The 17,230-nt window shown below is 53.3% G+C and carries 20 protein-coding genes and 1 pseudogene; 5 read left to right on the forward strand and 16 right to left on the reverse strand.

Annotated elements, in window-relative coordinates; translation table 11 throughout:
* Positions 1 to 139: 139 nt before the first annotated feature.
* A pseudogene (locus TU75_RS28695) lies at positions 140 to 691 on the forward strand (Mu transposase domain-containing protein); the annotation flags it as partial.
* Positions 688 to 1,437: an IS21-like element helper ATPase IstB gene (gene istB, locus TU75_RS22815; protein ID WP_012723152.1), complete on the forward strand. Its 750-nt coding sequence runs from the start codon at positions 688 to 690 to the stop codon at positions 1,435 to 1,437. The pseudogene TU75_RS28695 and the gene istB, both read left to right, overlap by 4 nt.
* A 204-nt stretch (positions 1,438 to 1,641) precedes the next feature.
* Here the strand turns inward: istB and TU75_RS28700 are convergent, their stop codons facing one another.
* From TU75_RS28700 to TU75_RS22855, 10 genes are all read right to left on the reverse strand, one after another.
* Positions 1,642 to 1,731: a DUF4113 domain-containing protein gene (locus TU75_RS28700; RefSeq protein ID WP_311138688.1), complete on the reverse strand. Its 90-nt coding sequence runs from the start codon at positions 1,729 to 1,731 to the stop codon at positions 1,642 to 1,644.
* A gap of 169 nt (positions 1,732 to 1,900) precedes the next feature.
* Positions 1,901 to 2,281 (reverse strand): COG4315 family predicted lipoprotein, encoded by a 381-nt coding sequence (locus tag TU75_RS22820; protein ID WP_012723153.1) that lies wholly within the window; start codon positions 2,279 to 2,281, stop codon positions 1,901 to 1,903.
* 121 nt (positions 2,282 to 2,402) lie between these two features.
* The gene (locus tag TU75_RS22825; protein ID WP_032657047.1) at positions 2,403 to 2,597 is read right to left on the reverse strand and encodes a hypothetical protein; all 195 of its coding nucleotides are present in this window, start codon (positions 2,595 to 2,597) and stop codon (positions 2,403 to 2,405) included.
* 3 nt (positions 2,598 to 2,600) lie between these two features.
* Positions 2,601 to 3,890, reverse strand: a complete 1,290-nt coding sequence (locus tag TU75_RS22830; protein WP_012723154.1) for a cbb3-type cytochrome c oxidase subunit II — start codon at positions 3,888 to 3,890, stop codon at positions 2,601 to 2,603.
* Positions 3,891 to 3,893: 3 nt separating this feature from the next.
* Positions 3,894 to 5,351, reverse strand: a complete 1,458-nt coding sequence (locus TU75_RS22835) for a cbb3-type cytochrome c oxidase subunit I (protein ID WP_046722265.1) — start codon at positions 5,349 to 5,351, stop codon at positions 3,894 to 3,896.
* Positions 5,344 to 5,850 carry a c-type cytochrome gene (locus TU75_RS27515; protein ID WP_012723156.1) on the reverse strand — a complete coding sequence of 169 codons (507 nt, stop codon included), beginning with the start codon at positions 5,848 to 5,850 and terminating at the stop codon, positions 5,344 to 5,346. Before TU75_RS27515 ends, TU75_RS22835 begins: the two co-directional genes overlap by 8 nt.
* Positions 5,847 to 6,209, reverse strand: a complete 363-nt coding sequence (locus tag TU75_RS22840) for a hypothetical protein (protein WP_224265906.1) — start codon at positions 6,207 to 6,209, stop codon at positions 5,847 to 5,849. Before TU75_RS22840 ends, TU75_RS27515 begins: the two co-directional genes overlap by 4 nt.
* A gap of 1 nt (position 6,210) precedes the next feature.
* The gene (locus tag TU75_RS22845; RefSeq protein WP_103388956.1) at positions 6,211 to 7,446 is read right to left on the reverse strand and encodes a molybdopterin-dependent oxidoreductase; all 1,236 of its coding nucleotides are present in this window, start codon (positions 7,444 to 7,446) and stop codon (positions 6,211 to 6,213) included.
* A 59-nt stretch (positions 7,447 to 7,505) separates the two neighbouring features.
* Positions 7,506 to 8,498: a YVTN family beta-propeller repeat protein gene (locus TU75_RS22850; RefSeq protein WP_012723159.1), complete on the reverse strand. Its 993-nt coding sequence runs from the start codon at positions 8,496 to 8,498 to the stop codon at positions 7,506 to 7,508.
* A gap of 158 nt (positions 8,499 to 8,656) precedes the next feature.
* On the reverse strand, positions 8,657 to 9,553 hold the full coding sequence (locus TU75_RS22855) for a LysR family transcriptional regulator (protein ID WP_012723160.1): 897 nt from the start codon (positions 9,551 to 9,553) through the stop codon (positions 8,657 to 8,659).
* Between the two features lie 115 nt (positions 9,554 to 9,668).
* On the opposite strand from TU75_RS22855, the gene TU75_RS22860 reads away from it, so the two are divergent.
* Complete coding sequence (locus TU75_RS22860; RefSeq protein WP_012723161.1) at positions 9,669 to 10,838, forward strand: TDT family transporter; 1,170 nt, start codon at positions 9,669 to 9,671, stop codon at positions 10,836 to 10,838.
* Positions 10,839 to 10,846: 8 nt separating this feature from the next.
* Here the strand turns inward: TU75_RS22860 and TU75_RS22865 are convergent, their stop codons facing one another.
* Positions 10,847 to 11,455 (reverse strand): uracil-DNA glycosylase, encoded by a 609-nt coding sequence (locus TU75_RS22865; protein WP_012723162.1) that lies wholly within the window; start codon positions 11,453 to 11,455, stop codon positions 10,847 to 10,849.
* 45 nt (positions 11,456 to 11,500) lie between these two features.
* Here TU75_RS22865 and TU75_RS22870 point away from each other — a divergent pair, with 45 nt between their 5' ends.
* Positions 11,501 to 12,928, forward strand: coding sequence for a cytochrome ubiquinol oxidase subunit I (locus tag TU75_RS22870; protein WP_012723163.1), 1,428 nt, complete (start codon positions 11,501 to 11,503; stop codon positions 12,926 to 12,928).
* 3 nt (positions 12,929 to 12,931) lie between these two features.
* Complete coding sequence (gene cydB, locus TU75_RS22875; protein WP_012723164.1) at positions 12,932 to 13,939, forward strand: cytochrome d ubiquinol oxidase subunit II; 1,008 nt, start codon at positions 12,932 to 12,934, stop codon at positions 13,937 to 13,939.
* A 131-nt stretch (positions 13,940 to 14,070) separates the two neighbouring features.
* Here cydB and ppa read toward each other — a convergent pair whose 3' ends face one another.
* From ppa to TU75_RS22900, 5 genes are all read right to left on the reverse strand, one after another.
* Positions 14,071 to 14,622: an inorganic diphosphatase gene (gene ppa / locus TU75_RS22880; RefSeq protein ID WP_012723165.1), complete on the reverse strand. Its 552-nt coding sequence runs from the start codon at positions 14,620 to 14,622 to the stop codon at positions 14,071 to 14,073.
* 114 nt (positions 14,623 to 14,736) lie between these two features.
* A complete protein-coding gene (gene eno, locus TU75_RS22885) occupies positions 14,737 to 16,020 on the reverse strand; it encodes a phosphopyruvate hydratase (protein ID WP_012723166.1) in 1,284 nt (427 codons plus the stop codon).
* 73 nt (positions 16,021 to 16,093) lie between these two features.
* Positions 16,094 to 16,435: a hypothetical protein gene (locus TU75_RS27820; RefSeq protein WP_032657050.1), complete on the reverse strand. Its 342-nt coding sequence runs from the start codon at positions 16,433 to 16,435 to the stop codon at positions 16,094 to 16,096.
* 103 nt (positions 16,436 to 16,538) lie between these two features.
* Positions 16,539 to 16,805: a hypothetical protein gene (locus TU75_RS22895; protein WP_012723168.1), complete on the reverse strand. Its 267-nt coding sequence runs from the start codon at positions 16,803 to 16,805 to the stop codon at positions 16,539 to 16,541.
* A 42-nt stretch (positions 16,806 to 16,847) separates the two neighbouring features.
* On the reverse strand, positions 16,848 to 17,171 hold the full coding sequence (locus TU75_RS22900; RefSeq protein ID WP_012723169.1) for a DUF190 domain-containing protein: 324 nt from the start codon (positions 17,169 to 17,171) through the stop codon (positions 16,848 to 16,850).
* Positions 17,172 to 17,230: the final 59 nt, after the last annotated feature.

Raw genomic sequence — 17,230 nt, forward strand, 5'->3', positions numbered from 1 at the left:
CGATATCAGCCATTTTTTGATGCATCGCTATAACTGGATTAGGCCTCATCAATTCAACGATGGGTTGGCCCCAGCGCGGGCCGAGGAAAAACTTAACGTCGTGTCCGGGATTAGTTGACCACTACAGTATCAGGTTAGGGTAGGCAGCGACTACCACGTACAATTTGAAGAGCACAGCTACTCGGTTCCTTACCACTTCGCGAATCTTCTTGTCGATTTGCGCGTGCGAGACGATTGGCTCGAAATCATTCATCAGCGCCGTCTCATCGGCTCGCACAAGCTCAATCGTCAGCGGGGCACTAGCACTCTCAAAGAGCACTTGGCCCCGAATCACAGATATTTCCAGGACTCCCAGCCGGAAGCTCTGATTGTCTGGGCTGAGACTATTGGGCCGGAAACGCTCCGTTTCGTGAAGGACAACCTCAACCTGCGGAAAGATTTCTCGACCGGTTTGAAGGTCGTTGTTGGCCTGAAACGTGACGTTCGCAAAGGGGCAATCACACCGTCACGCCTTGAGTCCGCGTGCGGCTATGCGAATAGCTTGAACATCCTAAGTTCTGAGCGGCTGCGTTCGATCCTTCGGAACGAATCTGACCTGCGCCCCAACTACCGAAGATCCGCCCCCTTGGTCGAACACGCCAACATACGTGGTGCTGAATACTACGCCTCACAGGGAGATGAGCCGCTATGAAGTCAATCCTCGATACTGCCCAAAACCTTATGTCTCTTGGTCTGCACGGGATGGCAGCAGCCTACGAGCGTCAGCTTGAAACACCGGCGCTGCTGAAAGAACCATTCGAAACAAGGCTTGGTTTAATGATGGATGCCGAAAATAGCGAGCGTGAGAGCAGAAAGGTTGGACGTTTGCTAAAGAACGCAAGGCTTCGTGAGAATGAAGCCACAATAGACAGCATTGAATTCAAGGCGTCTCGAGGCATAGACCGCAATACGGTCATGTCCCTTGGTGAGTGCGAGTGGTTAGCGCGACGTCAGAATGTGATCATCACGGGCGCTACGGGCACTGGCAAAACCTGGCTCGCTTGCGCACTCGGAAACCAAGCCTGCCGCCTTGGGCGAGCGACGCTGTATCGCACTGCCACGAAGCTTTTTGAAGAAATCTCACTTTCTTACGCTGACCACACCACGCCTAAACTACGTCGGCATTTGATCCGCGCAGAATTATTAGTCATAGATGATTTGGGCATCGGTGGCATTGACGCCCAGTTGGGCCCGTTCCTCCTGGACGTTATCGACGAGCAGTCACAGAACGGCTCATTGTTGATTACAAGTCAGTACCCTAAAGAAAAATGGTATGACCTGTTCTCCGACCCCACGATTGCCGATGCAATTCTTGACCGTATCGTTCACAAGTCCCACGTTATAGAACTGAAAGGCGAATCAATGCGAAGGATCAAAAGTCGCAAACGGTTGCAATAGGATCCGGTGTTTATCCAGGTGGGCAATACGAATGCAATTGGTCAAATTGAATGCAAGCAGTTGGTCAAATGCAACGCAATCACCTGTTTTTTCAATAATGTATAATTGGCGGGATTAAGATTTTTGCTATGCTCTTTGAATCATCCTACCTTAATCAGATCTGAGGGTTGAAACCTTTAGTAAGTCCCAGCCCCAGTGCTAGCCCTATTTAAATTTAACAGTCCAGAGGTGATCCAGCTGGGTTGTGCAAATGGGGCTTAGCATCTGGCGCTTCATACCCCAGTATGGCGTTATGGGAACATCTCAAGAGCGTACGGTGCCTCGGCCCCATTTTACGTTGATCTGATCCATCATGCTTTGTGAGGCGCAGCGGCCGCACGTTGGCGGAACTATCAGGTAGTTAAACTTCTAGTTTGCGCCACTGACAAAGCCAGGGCGCATGCTAGCCTGTTAATTAATGAGGTTACGGTTTAGCAACGTGCCAGACTTGGTTGACACCGTCGCCGGTTGTATCCCCTGGCTTGGTATCTTTGACCCAGCTGTAAAGTGGCATGCCTTTGTAAGCCCATTGTTTTGTGCCATCGTCTCGAGTGACGACAGAATAATCATGATCCGCTTTGGCGTTTGCCGACACTGCCAGAGGTGGCCAGTTTGCAGCGCATGGCCCAGTGCAGACCGACTTGCCCGAGGTGTCCTTACCGAACGTGTACAGAGTCATTCCTTTCGCGTCTACGAGTACTTTTCCCTTGTCTGTTTCAGCAACCTTGACTGGCGCGTCGGCGAACGCAAAACCAGATATGCAGCAGACGGCAACAGCAGCGGTGAGGATCATTTTTTTGAACATACGTATTCCTTTGGTTTTTGTGAATTTTTGTAGGCTCGCCTGCTATTTGAAATAGTACGCGACCAGACAGTAGACGAACGCCAGACAGTTCTATTCCAGTTCCGTAAAAAACTTCCCAATATTATGTTTTACCGGAACCCTGATCTTTCCCCCCCTGTTGATCCAATGGCGTTCTTATTTGAGCAAAACGACGTTCACGCTCAAGCATCACGAGCTTGGGCGCCTCACTCCACAGCCGAAGTTCAGGGCTGACCCACCAAGCTACAACGAATGCAGAAACGATCAGGGTCATCACAATTACCATTGAAGCAAACATGATTCACTCCTGCTCGGTAGGTTGGTATAGCGTACGCAAATAGGTAACTACAGCAGTTCGTTGTTCGTCCGAGAGCACTGCTTTCCAGGGAGGCATTGCCGTACCTGGTATGCCTTCACGCAAGACGTTCTCCAGATACGCCGTGTTGCCTTTCTTCTCCCAGAAGTTCGCGGGGCGTGGGGAGAGCCCGCGAGATGCAGGCCCATTGCCCTGGCCACTGGCACCGTGGCAGCTAGCACAATTGGTGGAAAATAGAGACTGCCCAAGCGCTACGTCGCTAGACGGCAAGGCGCGCTCGTCCGCTGTATGCAGGCTTTGCACATAAAGCGTGAGTGCCACCAGCGTTGAGTTATCAAGGTCTCTCCAAGCGGGCATTGCTGTCCCGGGCCTGCCGTTCCACAAAACATCGGCTAAATGCCGGGTTGTAAATTGTGCATCGCGCAGGTTAGCCGGACGTGGCAGCAACGTCGGCGCCGCTAAGCCATCACCTGTTCCACTCGGACCATGGCACCCGGCGCAGTTCTCCGCGAAAGCCGCTTGTCCCAGACGTAATGCGATCGAGCGGTCATTTGCGTTAGTAGGTATCACAAAGCCAGGCACTGGCCCATCCAAGCGAGGTCGCGCGGCGATTGCATCTTGGCTTACATTGAGTGACGCCGACATTTCTTCATCTGCCATGCTGTCGTGCGACATCGCGTTACTGCTCTTCTGGGTTGATTGTTGAGCGTCAACCTGCGCCTGAAGCGGATCGTCATAACCCGAAACTTTTCTAGCTCTACCAAGCGTCTGTAAGTAGGCAACGAGGTCAATTCCATCCGATGTCGGTTTGTTGGCATCACCTTTAAACAACCAGGGATAGCCAGGCATTACAGAGTCACGAACGACATATCGAGGATTGAATAGGTGGGTCAGATGCCAATCATTACTTCGTACCTCGGTTTCCCGAGCTAAATCAGGACCAATGCGGCGAGTCCCCCAGAGTTGTGGGTAGTCGTATTTCGTTTCCCATGCTTCAGTGGGCGCCCCCCAGCGACTGACGTCCTGAGCTACGAATCGTACTTGTTGAGTATGACAATAACCGCACCCTTCGCGGGCATATACAATGCGCCCTCGTTCTTCTTTCGCGGAATACTGTTGCATGTTGGCAGGTGCACGGGCCTCGATTTCCTTTTGCAGTTGCTTCCCAGGCAATATCCCGAGCAGCATAAACGACAAGATAAAGAAGCCGATACCGGCTACAAATATGATCAGATAGGCGCTATTGAACAGGCGATGCTTGGTAACCGTTTGCATACCTTAAACTCCCGCTAACGTAGGGTGAATGACGGGAGAGGTACTTACGGCAGCACCGTTGTTTCGGGCTCCTGTAGTTAGGCCCAGGAAAAACGCGATGAAGCCTGCCAGAATCGGCAATCCGCTTAGGTCTCTGATCCACCAGTACGCCAGAGATGCGCGTACAGAGTCCATCCACGGCGCGGTGGTTTCCCATATTTGTGCCTGTACCAAACCGCCGGCCGTTAGTGTGGTGAACATGGCCAGTAGGCCGATAGTTATCAGCCAGTAAGCCCAATTCATCGCCGCTGCGCTGTAGCGGTTGTTTGGTATACGCTGCCAGGCATGGGCAATCCCGCCAGCGGCAACGAAGGTTGCAAAACCCAGCATCGCGAGATGCGAATGGCCAATTACCCAATCGGAAAAGTGAGTCAATCGGTTGACCGGCATCAGAGCCTGGAACGCGCCCTGCAAACTGACGATTAAATAGAACACCGTGCCCGTCCAGACAAACCTCAGAGGGACATCGCTTGCGACTGTCGAAGCTTGGCCTCGCAGTGACATCAGTTGGTTGAATACAACTAGTATCACGTCCATGCCCAAATACACGGAGGCGATAATGGCCGCCTTCTGCGCGTCCATGGGGATAGCCGAATAGACGTAATGGTGAGTGCCATTGAGCGGATAAAAAAAGAATAGAAACCAGAAACCGATCATTGACAAAAAGTGGCTATAGATAGGTCGATTGGTGGCGGCCGGAATAATGTAGTAAGAGATCGCAAGTACAAATGGCGTAACGAACAAACCCACTGCGTCGTGAATCCAAAGCCCGCTGAATGCAGCACCTTGCGCGCCGGGGATAAATGCAGGCGCGAAATTTCCTACTGGATATGCAAGCAGCGTAAATACGGCTCCGCCGATCAGGTACCAAGCCGAAATATACAAGCCTCCTCGTTGCCGCTTAAGCAAGAAAGGCCCCGCGAATTGGGCACATACCAAAATCAGACCGAGTACTACCACTAGGTCCACGATCATTGGGAACTCCGCCCATTCTAAAGACTGTATTGCGAACCATGGGCTATCGAGCCCGAGGGAAATAAGTAACCATCCGGGCAAAAGGACACCAAGATTCCAAATATAGAAAATGACCCAGCCCAATCTGCGACTGAACACCGGGCGATCAGCCAGGCGCGGGACCATGTGGTAACAGAACGCAAAGAAAGCATTGGCAAGCCAACCAAAAAAAATACCTTGTGTGTGATCGAACCTCAGGCGACCCCAGGTCAGCGCTGCGTGGCTACTCAGCAGATCGGGCATTGTCAGCTTCAGAGCAACAAGCAGGCCCGCAAGAGCTGATAGAAACAGTGTGATCACTGCTGCATAACCGTGGGCTTTGATAAGATCGTAATCAATGCGCGGCAAAATATCCGAGGGTTGATTCGCGTCTAGAGCATGCTCTGTTCCAGCTATCAGTCTACTCATGGCTTAGCTCCTTCAACGAAACGGTTTTGGAGCGGCTTAGAATCCATGCTGCCGTTCCTGATCGCTCCTCCGGCGTCAGTGTTATGTCCGTAGGCCCTGCAGAATAACCATCCCATCCTGGTTGGGGATGGGAAATGGCAGCGACCATGACAGCCAATGCTTCGTGATTAAGCGGCTTCGTCCCAATTACAGATTTATATCGTGCAAGGACTGCATTCCAGCTAGGACCTACCGAACGTTGAGTCGCGTCATGACACCCTGCGCAACGCTGTTGGACCACAATTGCGCCTGCGCCGACCAATGCAGTGGTCAACTCGACCTTATCTGTTGAGTCCACTCGCGACGGGAGAGCATCTCCTCGTCGGGTGATATCCGAGGCGCCGTGGGTGCCGATGACCTTCCAAGATATCAACGTGCCGAGCGCCAATACACCAATCAACATAGCCAATGCAGTTCGGGAAATCCCATGGGCCGATGTGTCGCGAACAGGATCACTCATGGTGTCTCCTTGCCATTGAAGAACATCAGATAATCGATGATTGGTTGTACGGCTTCGTCGGGGATGGGCGCTCCATATTCGTCGCGCATTTTGGCGACCTCAGCCGCCCAGGTTTTACGCGGAAATGCAGGTTGGTTGGTAACGTAACGAGGAGAATGGCAGATCACGCATTGTGCCAGAAATTCGCTGCGCCCCGGACCGTCCGGCAAGTAGGGCTCGTCGTGGGGAACAGTGATTGAGTGCACGGGAGCACCAAAATCGACCTTCGGTTCCTCGGCCGCAAAGGCGCTTGGTATCCAAATAGGTAGGCTACACATCAAGGCAAAAAAGAGCATTCTAGGCTGGAGAAATGTCGTCATCTCACACCACCATTCCAGTGGTTTGTTCGATAACCCGGCGCGCATAGCCTCCCCGATTCCACTGGGTGGTCAGTTGACCTTGCCCGGCGCGGTTGGTGGCGCGGACCTTGAACGTGTATCGGCCTTTGTCAAGGGGGGTCCATACGAAGCGCCACCGACGCCAAGAGAACCGGCCGATCTCGGGGTCGAGCGTCGCATCTGCCCAAGTACGCCCGCCGTCAACTGAAACCTCAACCCGAGCGATACCATCGCCGCCATCATTGGCTAAGCCCTCTAGCATGTATGGATGATTTACAAGCAATAGTTCTTCGGGTTCTGGACGTACGAATACGGAGTGAGTGACAAAGCGGTTGATGGGTACCGTTTTCTTGGAGAGGTTTCCTGGCTCCTCGTTGATCTCTGGATTATCAGGAATTCGGTAGGCTTGGTTCATCCAAATATTGCTTAAAGGTTTATCTAGCACCTCAATGTGAGCCAATGATTTAATCCAGTAAGTCGCGTACCAACCGGGTACCACTAAGCGCAATGGAAAGCCATTGAGCATCGGCAGTGGTGCGCCATTCATTGCGTATGCAACCATCACATCACCATCATTGGCATGGTCAAACTTCAATGACTTCACGATCTTTGGCAAGCCTGGCATTGGCGACTCATCCAGCCCAGAAATTGCCACCTCGACTGCTCCTGCTTTAACACCTGCACGATCAAGGAGGTCCTTGAGGCGAACGCCTGTCCACTGTGCATTTCCCATCGCGCCAAATTGCCATTGCCCACCAGGAGGTTTAGGACCAAACAAGCTTCTGGCATTGCCTGAACATTGGTTCATGGCCACCAGTGTCACGGGCTCGAACTCGTTGACCAAGGCATCAAGAGAAAAAGACTGAGGATTGGCAACCTGGCCATCGAGACGCAGTCGAAAGGTTCGCGTATCGACCTGAGTTGGATACCCCGACAGATGCCACCGAACAAAATAGGCTTCGTTAGGCGTCAGGTCCTGGCGAAAATAATGCAGCGGCGTTTCCAACTGCGGCGGACGATCAGTAATCAGAATCAGTCCCGTTTTCTCTGGAAAACGTACAAGGCGTCGTTCGGACTCTGCGGATTCGATCCTATCTAGTTGCGCCAAGTCCGTTCCAGAAAGGGCTTGGCGCGGAAGCAGGCTAGCGAGACCAGCGCTAGTGGCCAACCCGAGTAAACGACGGCGATTCATCATCCAGAACTCATCACTTCCATTCATTATTATTCACCAGGTCGTGGAGTATCAGCAGGCCCTCGAGAAGGCCTGCGTTGTTTCGATCAGTCAGCCTTGAGCGTCGATACCACCTTGTTGCTGGCGAGATCGACGGTGGAGATGCTCAGGTCCTCGTTGAGGACATAAGCCTTCGACTTGTCTTTGGTGAAGACAATGGCCTGGCGGGGTGCCTTCAAACCGGTCACAGTGGTCGTCACTTTCAGCGTTTTGGTGTCTATCACTGACAGGGTGTTGTCACCCAGGTTACCCGAGTAGACGTGCAGTCCGTCTGGAGTCAGGGCTGCACCGTAGGGGTCTTTGCCCACCATAACGGTGGTTGTGATAGCGCGTTTTTGAGTGTCGACAACTGCGATGCTGTTACTGCCGCTGTTAGCCGCGTACAGCGTATTGCCGTCGGCCGATATGGAGATGGCGCGCAACTTGTTGAAGCCAGTGATCTCACCTTCGATCTTATTGGTCTTGCTGTCGACCAGGGTGATTTTGTCGCCAAGAAAGTTGGTGACATAGACGGTTTTGCCGTCAGGGCTTACTCGGATGCCTTGGCGCGGTTGGGAGAAGCCAGGTACCACAGCTACTGGTCGTTGGTGATCAAGGTCAATAACCGACAAGGTGCTGGCGGCCTCGTTGTTGACGTAGAGCAGGCTCCCATCCTTGCTGAGCGTGGTACCAAAAGCACCTGCACCTAACGGAAGATCTGCGATGACTTTTAATGTTTTGGTGTCGATCTTACGAACGACCCCTAAGCTGCTGTCGGAAAGGTAGAACACATCGCCGTTTGGAGAAAAGACAATGTTGCGTGGCGTGATATAGCCGGTGAGAACCTGACGAACCTTGCCGGTTTTCAAGTCGTAGACCACCACGTCAGGACGCTGACTGTAGGAGACTACGGCTGTCGATTCGTCAGGGCTGACAGCCAGTGAGTTGTTATGAATATCACCATCGAAGGTCCAGCGATCTTCCGCTGCCGACGCACTCATTGATGCGGCGAGCGCGATACCCAACGCCAGTGCAGTCACTGTTTTCTTGATCACATTCATCAGAGGTTCCTCACAAGGGGCAGCCAGGCGTGAGATTGCGCCTTGGCAAATGCAGCTCGCTGATTGCTGCTAGACAATGAGTTGACCTTAAGCGCTTGGGATAAATTCCGAAAACAAGTTGTTGTGGTAGTAGTTACCTACTTTTCAAATAGATTTCGTTAGCTTTGGCTCGCAAACTGAGTGCAACTTTGCCAGAACCGTTCAAGTCCGGACGAGATGAATTTTTCCCGGTGGCGGATCAGAAAAAAGCGCCGGCTCAGCCCAGGCAACGCATGCGGCAGTTCAATCAGGTCTTGAGAAGTCAGCAGATCCCGAACGACCCTGCTCGACAGGCAACTGATGCCGATGCCTTGTGCAAGGACGTGTTTGATGGCTTCTGAGCTGCCGATCTGGCGGGTTTCAGCGAGGTCGTGCAGGTGACGCAACAGCAACTGTTCGACTTCCTCCCGAGTGCCCGAGCCAGGTTCGCGGAGAAGCCACTCAGCAGTACGCAGGTCATCAAGGGTGACCTGCGACTTGAGTGCTAAAGGGTGACGTTGGCCCGCTACAATGAGCAGTTCATCTACAAGCCAAGGTTCGGCACTCAGTTCGGGCAAGTGGCACGGTCCCTCAATCAGTCCCATATCAATCTCGAAATCTGCGACCTTCCGGGCGATAGCCATGCTGTTGGCCATATCAACATCGACCCGCAGGTGCGGAGCCGATTGGCGTAACTCGCCAAGTATCAATGGCAAAACATAGTTGCCTATAGTGGTACTACAGCCTACCCGCAAGCGAGTCTTCAGCTCTGCATGCCCTGGAAGGAAGCTGTTTTCTATCTGCAACGCGTTCTCAAGCATGCTTCTGGCCTGGGGCAGTAATGCTTGGCCGTTATTGTTTAACACCAAGCGTTTGCCTACGCGATCGAAAAGCCGGGTATCCAAGGCGCTTTCCAACTCGTTGAGTGCGGCGCTGGTGGCCGATTGCGAAAGTGACACAGCGATGGCCGCGCTGGTGGTGCTGCCCTGTTGCGCAATGGCGCAGAAGATTTGCAATTGACGTAGGCTTAACTTCAATTTTCTACCTCTTTAACAGGTAACGTAAACCTATACTATCCGTTTAGCCGCTAACCTCATCAAGCTATACTTCAGGCAAGTCACATTGAATGAACACTGAAGCGGGAGCGCGAAAATGAGTGATACACGACTCGCAGCGATTATGGGCGGCAGCCATCCACTGGCAGCATTGTCCAATCCACGAGAAGCGATCCGGCAGTTCACACCTAACTGGTTCGCCGCCACGATGGGCACCGGGATTCTGGCTCTGGCTTTGGGCCAACTGCCATTTGCCGCGCAGTGGCCCAAAGTGTTAGGTGAAGCCTTGTGGTTTTTCAATATCGCGTTGTTTTGCCTCTTTACGGTGTTGTACGCAAGCCGCTGGGCCCTGTTCTTTAATGAAGCCAAACAGATCTTCGGTCACTCCACCGTGTCGATGTTTTTTGGAACCATCCCCATGGGGCTGGCGACAATCATCAACGGATTTCTCCTTTATGGCTTGCCACGCTGGGGGGATGGGGTTGTCGCTTTAGCTGAAGTCCTGTGGTGGATCGATGTCGCCATGGCGTTGGCGTGCGGGGTTCTGATCCCGTTCATGATGTTTACCCGCCAGCAGCACAGTATCGACCAGATGACAGCAGTATGGCTGCTACCTGTGGTTGCGGCCGAGGTAGCCGCCGCCAGTGGTGGGCTACTGGCGCCGCACCTTGCTGATGCGAGTGCACAGTTCACCCTGTTGATCACCAGCTACGTGCTATGGGCATACTCAGTGCCCGTTGCCTTGAGTATTCTGGTGATTCTGCTGCTGCGCATGGCATTGCATAAATTGCCTCATGAGAGCATGGCGGCATCGAGCTGGCTTTCATTAGGGCCCATTGGTACTGGTGCGTTGGGGATGCTGGTACTCGGCAGCGACGCTCCGGCGATCTTCGCCGCTCATGGAATGGCCGGCATCGGAGGCGTTGCCGAGGGCATTGGCTTGATCGGTGGTGTGCTGTTTTGGGGGCTTGGATTGTGGTGGATGGTTTTGGCGCTGCTGATTACCGGTCGCTACTTCAGGGAGGGTATTCCTTTCAACCTCGGCTGGTGGGGTTTCACCTTTCCGCTAGGCGTGTATGCGGTGACTACCCTTAAATTGGGCTCCATGTTGCACCTCGCGTTCTTCAATTTTGTGGGCGTGGTACTGGTATTGCTGCTTGCGATCATGTGGATCATCGTCGCGGCCAAAACTTTGGTAGGCGCGTATCGCGGCAACTTGTTCATCTCGCCCTGCATCGCCTCGCTGAACAAGATGAGCAAACCCTGAACCTTTGGCTACTCAATCGACTGTTTGGCGTCACGCAGCGTGGATAGGATGCGTTGCCGAACACTCGGGTGAGTGCAAACAGAAAGCGGGCTGGGGTGTGGCATCTCGAGCAATGAGATATCGGGAAAGGCGTGTCGAACCCGCAGCATCGCCTGCTGAGCGACACGTCCGGCAAATACGACAGTCGCGAGATCAGGAAAATGCGGAAGCAGCGTGATTAGCTTCTCAATTCCCTCCTCAATTTGCGCCCTGCGGAGCGACGCCTTGGGCTTTTCAAGATCGGGCAGCCAAGGATATAGATTCCAGATAACGGTCTCTCGGCGTTCCAACCCAACCTGTTCCATGAAACTTTTGAGGTTGCGTTGTGCAGGCCCCGGATTGTCTCGTGAGACATACCGTGCACGACTGACCGTTCGCGCGGGTGACTCTAGCAATATCAATATTTTGGCGTAGACGCCGCCATCCAACGGATCGAAATACGGCAAGGTTTTGTCGCCCGTGGACTGGGAAATCACCCAGCGCGTCAGTTGCGCAACGTTCGGCATCAGCAGAAAAATTTCTCGCGCTTCAAGCGAAATCCCGAGGGGGGCGGTGCCTTGGTGAGTCGACACTGACAAGACGCTTCCTCTATTGATACGAAATTGCCATTAGGAGGCCACGATATGTTCGATCTTCAAGCTCTTGACCTCGCGCGAATGCAGTTCGCTTTCACCGTTTCATTCCACATCCTGTTCCCGGCAGTTACCGTCGGGCTGGCTGCTTATCTAGCAGTGTTGGAAGGTCTTTGGTTGAGGACGCATGACAATACCTATCGGACCTTATACCACTTTTGGATCAAAATCTTCGCAGTCAACTTCGGTATGGGTGTGGTGTCAGGATTGGTCATGGCGTATGAGTTCGGTACCAATTGGAGCAGATTTTCGTATTTCGCCGGCCCTATAACGGGGACCCTACTGACCTACGAGGTACTGACGGCTTTCTTTCTTGAAGCTGGATTCTTGGGTGTGATGCTTTTTGGTTGGAGTAGAGTCGGCCGTGGCCTACATTTCTTTTCTACCGTGATGGTGGCCGTTGGCACCTTGGTTTCCTCGTTCTGGATTCTCGCCTCTAATAGCTGGATGCAAACCCCACAGGGCTTCAAAATTGATCATGGTCAAGTGATTCCGATGGACTGGCTGAAGATTATCTTCAATCCGTCTTTTCCTTACCGCCTGGTGCACATGTCGATTGCTGCCTTCGTGGCAACGGCGTTCTTTGTCGGCGCTTCAGCAGCCTGGCACCTGTTGGGAGGTCGCGATAACCCGGCCGTCCGTCGAATGTTATCAATGGCGATGTGGATGGCGTTGATTGTGGCGCCGATACAAGCCGTGGTGGGCGATGCTCACGGGTTGAACACTTTGGAGCATCAGCCGGCAAAAATTGCGGCAATAGAGGGCCACTGGGAAAACGTGGGCAATGAGCCGACGCCGTTGATCCTGTTTGGCTGGCCCGATATGAAGGCTGAGAAGACCCGGTTTTCCGTCGAGATTCCCTACTTGGGCAGTTTGATCCTTACCCACAGCCTGGATCGTCAGATTCCTGCCTTGGCATCCTTTGCGCCGGAGGATCGCCCCAACTCGACTATCGTGTTCTGGTCGTTCCGTATCATGGTTGGCTTGGGAATGCTGATGATTTTCACTGGACTGTGGAGTCTATGGTTGCGAAAGCGCGGCACGCTCTACCGGTGCCGCTCGTTCTTATACTTCCTGATGCTTATGGGGCCGTCAGGGCTGATCGCCCTATTGGCCGGCTGGTTTACCACTGAAATCGGTCGTCAGCCTTGGGTAGTGTATGGACTGCTGCGCACTGCCGATGCTTCGTCGAACCATAGCGTGGCGCAGATGAGCATTACCTTAGTGCTGTTTGTCCTGGTTTATTTCGCGCTTTTCGGAACCGGCTTGGGCTACATGATGCGCCTGGTACGTAAAGGACCCCAAAATCACGAAGGCGACGCGCTTAGCCACGGTGGGCCTGGCCATCTGCGAACACCTGCCCGTCCTCTATCTGCCGCCCACGGTGGCGATGCTGATAGCCATCACAAGGGGCATTGACTCATGGGCATTGATCTTCCGCTGATTTGGGCCGTGATCATCATCTTCGGCATCATGATGTACGTAATTATGGACGGCTTTGACCTAGGGATTGGCATTCTTTTTCCTTTCATGAAGGGCTCGGGCGATCGCGACGTAATGATGAACACGGTCGCGCCTGTCTGGGACGGCAACGAAACCTGGCTCGTGCTTGGCGGCGCGGCGTTGTTCGGCGCCTTCCCGCTGGCCTATTCGGTGGTCCTGTCGGCCCTGTACCTGCCGCTGATTTTCATGCTGTTCGGGCTGATTTTCCGCGGCGTGGCCTTCGAGTTCCGTTTCAAGGCCACTGACGAGAAGCGCCACATCTGGGACAAGGCCTTTATCGGCGGCTCCCTGGTGGCGACCTTCTTCCAGGGCGTGGCGTTGGGCGCCTACATCGACGGCCTCCCGGTGGTCGATCGCCAGTACGCCGGGGGCGGCCTAGACTGGCTGACGCCGTTCAGTCTGTTCTGCGGCGCTGCGCTGATAGTTGCGTATGCCTTGCTTGGCTGCACCTGGCTGATCATGAAAACTGAAGGCGTGCTGCAAAAAGCCATGCATAACCTGGCCCGTCCTTTGACGTTGGCACTGCTGGCTGTGATCGCCGTGGTCAGCTTATGGACGCCGCTCGCCCATGGCGATATCGCTGCACGCTGGTTCTGCCTACCGAACCTGTTCTGGTTCCTGCCGGTGCCAGTCCTAGTGTTGGTGACTATGTGGGGGTTGTTCAGGGCCGTGGCGAGCAGTGCTCACTACGCGCCTTTTATCTTGACCCTGGTATTGATCTTTCTGGGTTACAGCGGCCTCGGCATCAGCCTGTGGCCGAACATCGTCCCACCGTTGACGTCGATCTGGGATGCCGCAGCCCCCCCGCAAAGCCAAGGTTTTATGCTTGTAGGTGCTCTGCTCATTATCCCGATCATTCTGGGCTACACCATTTGGAGCTACTCCGTGTTCCGAGGAAAGGTTAACGATCAGGCAGGCTATCATTGAGTGAACTGACACCCTTTAAATGCCTCGGGAATCTCTAGTCCGTTCAGGAATGCAGTCCTTGGGTTACTTCGCCATCAGTGACATTATTGCAGTGCTTGGAGCGTAGCTCGGTACACAGGTGGCCACATCCTTTAATGTGGCGAGTGGTCCCCCTTTTTTGGTTTATACGTAGCTACCGATTTGCGAATCTCTTCTCGGGCCTCATCTGCGCTCCCCCAACGGCCCATCTTTACCCACTTACCCGGCTCCAATGCCTTGTAGCTTTCGAAGAAGTGCTGGATCTGTGCGAGGAGTAATGCAGGGAGGTCAGAGAATTCCTTTATGTTGCTGTACACAGAGCTTAGTTTTTCATGAGGCACCGCGATCACCTTGGCATCCGCTCCAGCTTCGTCCGTCATGTACATCACGCCAACCGGGCGACTACGAATGACAACGCCAGGCGATACCGGGTAAGGGCAAATCACCAAGACGTCCAACGGGTCTCCGTCATCGCTCAACGTATTTGGAATGAACCCGTAGTTGGCCGGATAGAACATGGGCGTGCTGAGGAAGCGGTCTACGAAAATTTGTCCACTCGGCTTGTCCACCTCGTACTTGATCGGCGAGTGGTTTGCAGGAATCTCGATAACGGTGAAGAAGTCATCGGGGATCGCGTTACCAGCTGGAATATCCGTGTAGCTCATGCTCATATCTCCAAGCGTCTAGGAAAGGCCAATGCCACTGACGTTTTTGCCAACAGCGATATGTGGTTCGTTTTTTACGGTAACCAGTACAACAGGTTTACCGGCTATAGGCCGTCAGCGCACGAATGCATCATGTCCTGCATAAAACGCATGGCTGCCAAGATGCTCTTCTATTCTCAGAAACTGATTGTATTTCTCGACCCGCTCCCCTCGACATGGAGCGCCCGTCTTGAGATGGCCAGTACCCATGGCAACAGTCAGATCTGCGATGAAGCTGTCTACAGTCTCCCCGCTACGATGAGAAACCATAGCTCCCCAATTTGCCCCGTAAGCCATTACGATGGCGGCTTTGGTCTCAGTCAGGGTTCCGATTTGATTGGGTTTAATCAGTACAGCATTGGCGACGTTTTCTTTGATGCCTCGTTGAATCCGTTCGACGTTGGTGACAAACAGGTCATCTCCAACCAACTCGATCCGGTTACCCAGCGCAGCATTCAATTGCTTCCAGCCCGACCAATCGTCTTCCGCGAGGCCATCTTCCAGTACCGCAATCGGGTACTTGTCGACCCAGGAGGAATAGAGACTAATCAGCTCTTGAGCATCGACCTTACGACCTTCAGAGCGCAGATGGTAAAGACCGTTCTCATAGAAACCGCTGGATGCTGGGTCGATAGCGATCTCGATCTGAGATCCAGGGGTATAACCGGCCCTTTCAATTGCCTTAATGATCAGCTCAATGGCATCTGAGTTTTTCTTGAGCGTCGGCGCAAAGCCGCCTTCATCTCCGACCGCTGTTGAGTAGCCGGCGTCCTTAAGCACCGCTTTCAGCTCGTGGTACACCTCAGCGCCCCAACGCAAGGCTTCCTTGAAACTGCCAGCCCCTGTAGGTGCAATCATAAATTCTTGGAAGTCAGGGCCTTGCCAGTTTGCGTGAACACCGCCATTGAGAATATTGAACATTGGGACGGGCATTCTTGCTGCTTGCTCGCCGCCCAGATATTGGAACAAGGGCACTTTCATCGCAGAAGCCGACGCTCTGGCTACGGCGAGGCTGACGCCCAAGATGGCGTTTCCTCCAAGCCTAGACTTATCAGGTGTTCCATCCAGCTTAATCATCAGATGATCAATCTGTTCCTGGTCAACTGCATCCTGGCCTCTCAGAGACTCAAGTATTTCGGTATTCACATTGCTAACGGCCTTTAACACTCCTCTGCCGGAATACCTCTTTGGATCATGGTCACGCAACTCAACAGCTTCGTGAGCGCCTGTAGAGGCACCGGACGGGACTGAAGCCCGGCCCAGTGTTCCGCACTCCAAGGTGACGTCGACTTCAACGGTAGGGTTACCGCGTGAATCGAGAATTTCACGTGCATGAATAGCCTGGATTTGCGTTTTCATTGATTTTCTCCAAGGGACGATTCGGGAACGTCATTAACCATGTGAATAAGTCGAGAGGCCTCGATTTCGGAAGTCAGCTCTCCATGAGTATTCTGAACAGCTGCACTGCCGACACCGCAATTGCGGGAACCAAGAAGCCTCCAATAATTAGCTCAGGAATCTCTCCCACCAAGGGCATGAATTGCCCTCCCTTTGCCATCTGGAAAAGCTCCAGCATTTGGTTTGACGCAACCATCACAGAACAGCAGTACGCAGTCTGGGCTTGTAGCATGGCCCGCCTTTGATCTAGCAGATGAAACGTCAGCAACGACACTCCAATGCTTACGATGAAAAGCGCGACGAATTCATAGACGGATCCTGTAAAAAGCCTGCCCATCACAAGCCCGAATACGATGCTCAGCATCACTGCGCTCATGTGGTATCCCATTTCTCTAAAGTGGTTTTGATGAGCCGACGTCGGTGAGTTCCATTTCGCAATCTCATCTTTGGATTGCCCACCACCATCGCGCTCGTAACGTTCAACGTTGCTGTGCTCTCAGCTCGTAGCCAGGTACGCAGGTGATGGTCACGTCTGCCTTGCAGGATTTCTCACTGGGCATGCGCATCGTGACCAAGGCGCCTTCGAGCGAGGTGACGATGTACCAACCCTCGCTCGATACCTTTTGGCTGCCTGCAATGCCCGCCAAAAAAAGCGCCCAAAAAACCAGTCCTACGAGGAGCGGCCTGTTGTCACGAGCCCAGTTGACGGGGGCTGGCTGTGGACGCAGGTTATAAATTCGGTACATGGCGTTTATCCTTTTTACTGGTTGTCCAACAAACCGTGGTTTTCAGCTTTTCGCCTGGCCCACTCGACCGTACTCGATGGGCAATTTGATAAAGCTCAGCGAAAACGCCTCCTTGGCCAATGCTTCCAGCAACTTCTCGCACCCGGGCTCATCAGTGGATATCGTCACTGTGACCGGATGATCAGCACCGCTGAGGAAATGCGCGGTATGCAAATGTCCTAAATGATCCAGGCCTTCCGTACCGCTCACCAGCGTCGCTCCCAACATGCCCTCTCGTTTGGCGAACTCAACCAGCCACTCCCCGAGTGGAAGATGCTGGTAGTTGGTACTCTGTTCAGTGAAAAACGTCAGTTGAAAGCCATTCATGGCAACATCCTCTAATGTGGCGAGAGCGACCAACGGTTAGTCGGCTATGCCTCTTCATT

The organism is Pseudomonas poae, from assembly GCF_001439785.1.
Lineage (GTDB): Bacteria > Pseudomonadota > Gammaproteobacteria > Pseudomonadales > Pseudomonadaceae > Aquipseudomonas > Aquipseudomonas poae.

What these genes read in the sequence shown, in the direction of transcription:
- istB (WP_012723152.1), top strand. Translation starts at nt 688, where the DNA reads ATGAAGTCAATCCTCGATACTGCCCAAAACCTTATGTCTCTTGGTCTG.
- TU75_RS22820 (WP_012723153.1), bottom strand. Translation starts at nt 2,281, where the DNA reads ATGTTCAAAAAAATGATCCTCACCGCTGCTGTTGCCGTCTGCTGCATA.
- TU75_RS22825 (WP_032657047.1), bottom strand. Translation starts at nt 2,597, where the DNA reads ATGTTTGCTTCAATGGTAATTGTGATGACCCTGATCGTTTCTGCATTC.
- TU75_RS22830 (WP_012723154.1), bottom strand. Translation starts at nt 3,890, where the DNA reads ATGCAAACGGTTACCAAGCATCGCCTGTTCAATAGCGCCTATCTGATC.
- TU75_RS22835 (WP_046722265.1), bottom strand. Translation starts at nt 5,351, where the DNA reads ATGAGTAGACTGATAGCTGGAACAGAGCATGCTCTAGACGCGAATCAA.
- TU75_RS27515 (WP_012723156.1), bottom strand. Translation starts at nt 5,850, where the DNA reads ATGAGTGATCCTGTTCGCGACACATCGGCCCATGGGATTTCCCGAACT.
- TU75_RS22840 (WP_224265906.1), bottom strand. Translation starts at nt 6,209, where the DNA reads ATGACGACATTTCTCCAGCCTAGAATGCTCTTTTTTGCCTTGATGTGT.
- TU75_RS22845 (WP_103388956.1), bottom strand. Translation starts at nt 7,446, where the DNA reads ATGAATGGAAGTGATGAGTTCTGGATGATGAATCGCCGTCGTTTACTC.
- TU75_RS22850 (WP_012723159.1), bottom strand. Translation starts at nt 8,498, where the DNA reads ATGAATGTGATCAAGAAAACAGTGACTGCACTGGCGTTGGGTATCGCG.
- TU75_RS22860 (WP_012723161.1), top strand. Translation starts at nt 9,669, where the DNA reads ATGAGTGATACACGACTCGCAGCGATTATGGGCGGCAGCCATCCACTG.
- TU75_RS22870 (WP_012723163.1), top strand. Translation starts at nt 11,501, where the DNA reads ATGTTCGATCTTCAAGCTCTTGACCTCGCGCGAATGCAGTTCGCTTTC.
- cydB (WP_012723164.1), top strand. Translation starts at nt 12,932, where the DNA reads ATGGGCATTGATCTTCCGCTGATTTGGGCCGTGATCATCATCTTCGGC.
- ppa (WP_012723165.1), bottom strand. Translation starts at nt 14,622, where the DNA reads ATGAGCTACACGGATATTCCAGCTGGTAACGCGATCCCCGATGACTTC.
- eno (WP_012723166.1), bottom strand. Translation starts at nt 16,020, where the DNA reads ATGAAAACGCAAATCCAGGCTATTCATGCACGTGAAATTCTCGATTCA.
- TU75_RS27820 (WP_032657050.1), bottom strand. Translation starts at nt 16,435, where the DNA reads ATGAGCGCAGTGATGCTGAGCATCGTATTCGGGCTTGTGATGGGCAGG.
- TU75_RS22895 (WP_012723168.1), bottom strand. Translation starts at nt 16,805, where the DNA reads ATGTACCGAATTTATAACCTGCGTCCACAGCCAGCCCCCGTCAACTGG.
- TU75_RS22900 (WP_012723169.1), bottom strand. Translation starts at nt 17,171, where the DNA reads ATGAATGGCTTTCAACTGACGTTTTTCACTGAACAGAGTACCAACTAC.